This is a genomic window from Cellulomonas rhizosphaerae, assembly GCF_003470205.1.
GTDB lineage: Bacteria > Actinomycetota > Actinomycetes > Actinomycetales > Cellulomonadaceae > Cellulomonas > Cellulomonas rhizosphaerae.
In genome coordinates, this window is record NZ_QWKP01000065.1 from 1 (window position 1) to 4,297 (window position 4,297).

At 69.1% G+C, this 4,297-nt stretch carries 3 protein-coding genes; 2 read left to right on the top strand and 1 reads right to left on the bottom strand.

The features are described 5' to 3' along the window. Positions 1 to 523 precede the first annotated feature (523 nt). Positions 524 to 940: a hypothetical protein gene (locus tag D1825_RS01005; RefSeq protein ID WP_118765661.1), complete on the top strand. Its 417-nt coding sequence runs from the start codon at positions 524 to 526 to the stop codon at positions 938 to 940. Positions 941 to 943: 3 nt separating this feature from the next. On the opposite strand, the gene D1825_RS01010 is transcribed toward D1825_RS01005, so the two are convergent. Further along, positions 944 to 1,606 (bottom strand): M15 family metallopeptidase, encoded by a 663-nt coding sequence (locus tag D1825_RS01010; RefSeq protein WP_118765662.1) that lies wholly within the window; start codon positions 1,604 to 1,606, stop codon positions 944 to 946. A gap of 103 nt (positions 1,607 to 1,709) precedes the next feature. Between D1825_RS01010 and D1825_RS01015 the strand changes: the two genes are divergently transcribed. Next, the gene (locus D1825_RS01015; RefSeq protein WP_233549548.1) at positions 1,710 to 4,181 is read left to right on the top strand and encodes a glycogen/starch/alpha-glucan phosphorylase; all 2,472 of its coding nucleotides are present in this window, start codon (positions 1,710 to 1,712) and stop codon (positions 4,179 to 4,181) included. The last annotated feature ends 116 nt before the right edge of the window (positions 4,182 to 4,297 follow it).

Sequence of the window (4,297 nt, forward strand, 5' to 3'; positions counted from 1 at the left end):
ACGCGGATCGCTGCGCCGGCCCGCCGCGGCCAAGAAGTTGCTGCGACCCCAGTCGCGACGCCACTGGTCGGCACCTTCCCCCAGAGAGGACGACCGCTCGAGACGCCCAGAGGGCAACGGCTCTGCCGAAGGCGGCGACATGCTGACCCCAACTTGGTCCTACGCGGGCAGTCCCACGGCCTCGGTGCAGACGCGCCATCCGGCCCGCTCGCTTTCGTGCTCCTCCTGAAGGCCGCCGACACACTCCTGTGACGTGGTGGGGGTTGACTCGCCGCCACGAACGGCGGACATTTGTAGTTTCAAACCTACACATGACCGCGGAGTGCGAGGTGGCAGGCGTGTCCGATGCAGGACGCATTGCGCGCACTGATGAGCAGAGTCCCGAGCATCTGACTACGGATCAGAAGGTTGGGGGTTCGAGTCCCTTCGGGCGCACGTTGTGAGGAAGACCCGGTCTCGTCGAGGCCGGGTCTTCTGGCGTCCGTGCCTTGAGTCGGTACGACTGGATGCCGTTGACAGCCCTGTGAGCAAGCACCACATCGCCTTCCTCGAGATCCGCGTCCTGCCCTGGCGGCCGCGCCGCCGGTCGATCGACCCCGAGCTGCTGCGCGAGGGCGCGGGCAACGGCATCGAGCTCTTCGACGACGTCGCGGGCCTGGTGATCGGCGTCGTCGGCACGATCGTGCTGTACGTCGCGGCGCCGCTCGTCGCCGTCGTCCTGGCGATCCTGTTCCTGCCGGTCGAGCTGGGGCTGGTCCTCGCGATCGCGGTGCTCCTGCTCCTCGCGCGGTTCACCGGGTTGATCCCCTGGACCGTGCTGGTCGCGGACGGCCTGGAGGACGAGAGGCGCGAGAAGTACCGCCTCCTGCACCGGGCCGTGCGGCGGGTGCGCGAGCTCAACGGCGGCGGGACGCCCCGCGTCGTGTGGAAGTGGAGCTGACCCTCACCACGTCGTGAGGTCCGCGGCGTACCAGGTGTTGAACTTCGTCCGCAGCCAGATCCGGCCCTCGCGGTAGGCGACCTCGACGAACCGGATGCGGAACCCCTTGGTGCGCAGGAACTTGATGGGGGCGGTCGTCGACGGCTTGCTGCGGCCGTTGAGGAAGTCCGACGAGACCGTGACCCAGCCCGTCGTGAGCCGGGCGGCCGCGCGCGAGACCGCCGTCGCGCTCGCCTTGACCTCGAAGTGCATCGCGTCGCGGAAGCCCGGTCCGTAGTCGAGCCCCCACTTCACGGTGCCGCTCGTCGCCTCGAGGATCGCGCGGATGGCTGTCTGGTCGCTCGCGCTCCAGCCCGAGGACCAGTTGTGCGGCCGGGTCGCCTCGTACGGATGACGGCCGCCGTTGTAGTCGATCGCCGTGCCCGACAGGTGGTTCGACGTGGGGATCCCGCCCGCGGACGCGTTGACCGCGGGGTCCCGCCAGCCGAACACGGTGGACGCCGACTCGATGCCGCCCGTGTGGATCTGCCGCGCGACCCAGCGCAGGAGCGTGGCCGCGTCGCCCTTGCGGACCTTCGTCGAGCAGCCGCCCACCTTGATCGCCGTGAGTGACGGCGAGACGCGCGACGCGATCCGCGCATAGCCGTTGTTCGTCGTCCTGACCATGGCTGCCTCCTCGACCTCAGGACGATCCCGGCATCGCCCTGATACACCTGCAGGTCATCCGCCGGTGATGACCTGGACACGCAGCCCCGCTACCGTGGCAAGGGTGACCGAGAACCCGACCCCCATCGCCGCCACGCGTGAGCGCACCGTCGACGGCTTCGTGCGCGAGTTCCTGCGCGAGCTGAACTTCGGGCAGGGAGTGGACCTGTCCCGAGCATCCGTGAACGACCAGTACCTCGCGATGGCGCGCACCGTGCGCCACTACCTCATGGTGCGCTGGCTGGAGACCCTGCGTCGACAGGGTGAGCTGCAGGCGAAGTCGGTCGCGTACCTCTCGGCCGAGTTCCTGCTCGGGCGTCAGCTCGACAACGCGCTCCTCGCCTCCGGGCTCGAGGAGATCGTCGAGGAGGGGCTCTCGAGCCTCGGCATCGACCTGGCCACGCTGCGCGAGGCGGAGGTCGAGCCGGGTCTGGGCAACGGCGGCCTGGGACGTCTGGCCGCGTGCTTCATCGACTCGCTCGCGACGATGAACGTGCCGTGCATCGGCTACGGCATCCGGTACGAGTACGGGATCTTCCAGCAGACGTTCGTCGACGGCTGGCAGGTGGAGAAGCCCGACGACTGGCTGGCGCTCGGCTCGCCGTGGGAGTTCCCCCACCCGGAGGCCGCGGTCCGCGTGAGCTTCGGCGGGACGGTCGAGCAGTACCAGGCCGACGACGGCGTGATCCGCCGCCGCTGGACGCCGGGCTGGTCCGTGCTGGCGGTGCCCTACAACTACATGGTCCCCGGCTTCGAGAACGGCCGCGTGAACACGCTGCGCCTGTGGAGCGCCGAGGCCACGCACGCGTTCGACCTCGGGATCTTCAACTCGGGCGACTACGCCGAGGCGGTGCGCGCGCAGACGTTCGCGGAGAACATCACCAAGGTGCTCTACCCAGAGGACTCGACGCCGCAGGGCAAGGAGCTGCGCCTGCAGCAGCAATACTTCTTCGTCGCGGCCTCGCTCAAGAACTTCATCGACGAGGTCCTGCCCGACGGCTACGACCTGCACAACCTGCCGGACCGGATCAACTTCCAGCTCAACGACACCCACCCCGTCATCGCGATCCCCGAGCTCATGCGGATCCTGGTCGACGAGAAGGGCTGGGACTGGGACGACGCCTGGTCGGTCACCAGCAAGTGCTTCGCGTACACGTGCCACACCCTGCTGCCCGAGGCGCTCGAGGTGTGGCCGGTCGACCTGCTCGGCCGGCTGCTGCCGCGGCACCTGGAGATCATCTACCGCATCAACGACGCGTTCCTCGCCGAGCTGCGCGAGACCTACCCGGACGACGAGCTGCGCGTGCGCCGCATGTCGATCATCGCCGAGTACCCCGTGCGCGCGGTCCGGATGGCCTACCTCGCCACCGTCGCGGGCACCAAGGTCAACGGCGTCGCCGAGCTGCACTCGCAGCTCCTGCGGGACAAGGTGCTCAACGACTTCTCCGAGTACTACCCGGACAAGTTCACCAACGTCACCAACGGCGTCACGCCCCGCCGGTTCGTCCGGCTCGCCAACCCCGGACTGTCCGGGCTGATCACCGAGGCCATCGGCGACGGCTGGATCACGGACCTGGACCGCCTGCAGGGCCTCGAGCCGCTGGCCGACGACTCCGAGTTCCGCCGCCGGTTCCGCGAGATCAAGACCGCGAACAAGCACCGGATCGCCGACGTGCTGGTCCACCGCGACGGCATCGTCGTGAACCCGGACACGATGTTCGACGTCATGGTCAAGCGCCTGCACGAGTACAAGCGCCAGACGCTCAAGCTGCTGCACATCGTCTCGCTGTACGAGCAGGTCAAGTCCGGGAAGCTGGACATCGCGCAGGTCACCCCGCGGACGTTCGCGTTTGGCGCCAAGGCCGCGCCCGGCTACCTGCTGGCCAAGCAGATCATCGGGCTGATCAACGCGGTCGGCCGCACGATCAACGACGACCCCGCGCTCGAGGGACGGCTCACGGTCGCGTTCCCCGCCAACTACAACGTCACGCTCGCCGAGACGCTGATCCCCGCGGCCGACCTGTCCGAGCAGATCTCGCTCGCCGGCAAGGAGGCGTCGGGCACGGGCAACATGAAGTTCACGCTCAACGGCGCCCTGACGATCGGCACCGACGACGGCGCGAACGTCGAGATCCGGCGCCTGGTCGGCGACGACCACTTCTTCCTGTTCGGCCTCACCGAGCCGGAGGTCTCCGACCTCGTCGACCGCGGGTACCACCCGTCGGCCTACTACGAGACGAACGCCGACCTGCGCCACGCGCTGGACCTCATCGCCTCGGGGGCGTTCTCCCGCGGCGACCGGACCGTCTTCGAGCCGATCGTCTCGAACCTGCTGCACGAGGACCGGTTCCTCGCGCTCGCGGACTTCCAGGCGTACGTCGATGCGCAGGCCCGGGTGGACACGTTCTACGCCGACACCGACCAGTGGACGCGGTCCGCGGTGCTCAACGTGGCGCGCGCCGGGTTCTTCTCCTCCGACCGGTCGATGCGCGACTACATCGAGAGGATCTGGCACACGCCGCCCGTGCTGCCCTGATCCCCGGTCGCGCTGCCGCCCCCGTCCCGCTCCCGGGCCGGGGGCGGCGCCGTGTCCGGGGCGCGAACGGGCGTGGGTGCGGTTGGGTGTGCGACACGCCGGGGTCCGCGCGGCGT

Bases quoted from the DNA above. Each gene is read 5' to 3' on its own strand.
- D1825_RS01010 (WP_118765662.1), bottom strand. From the start codon at position 1,606: ATGGTCAGGACGACGAACAACGGCTATGCGCGGATCGCGTCGCGCGTC.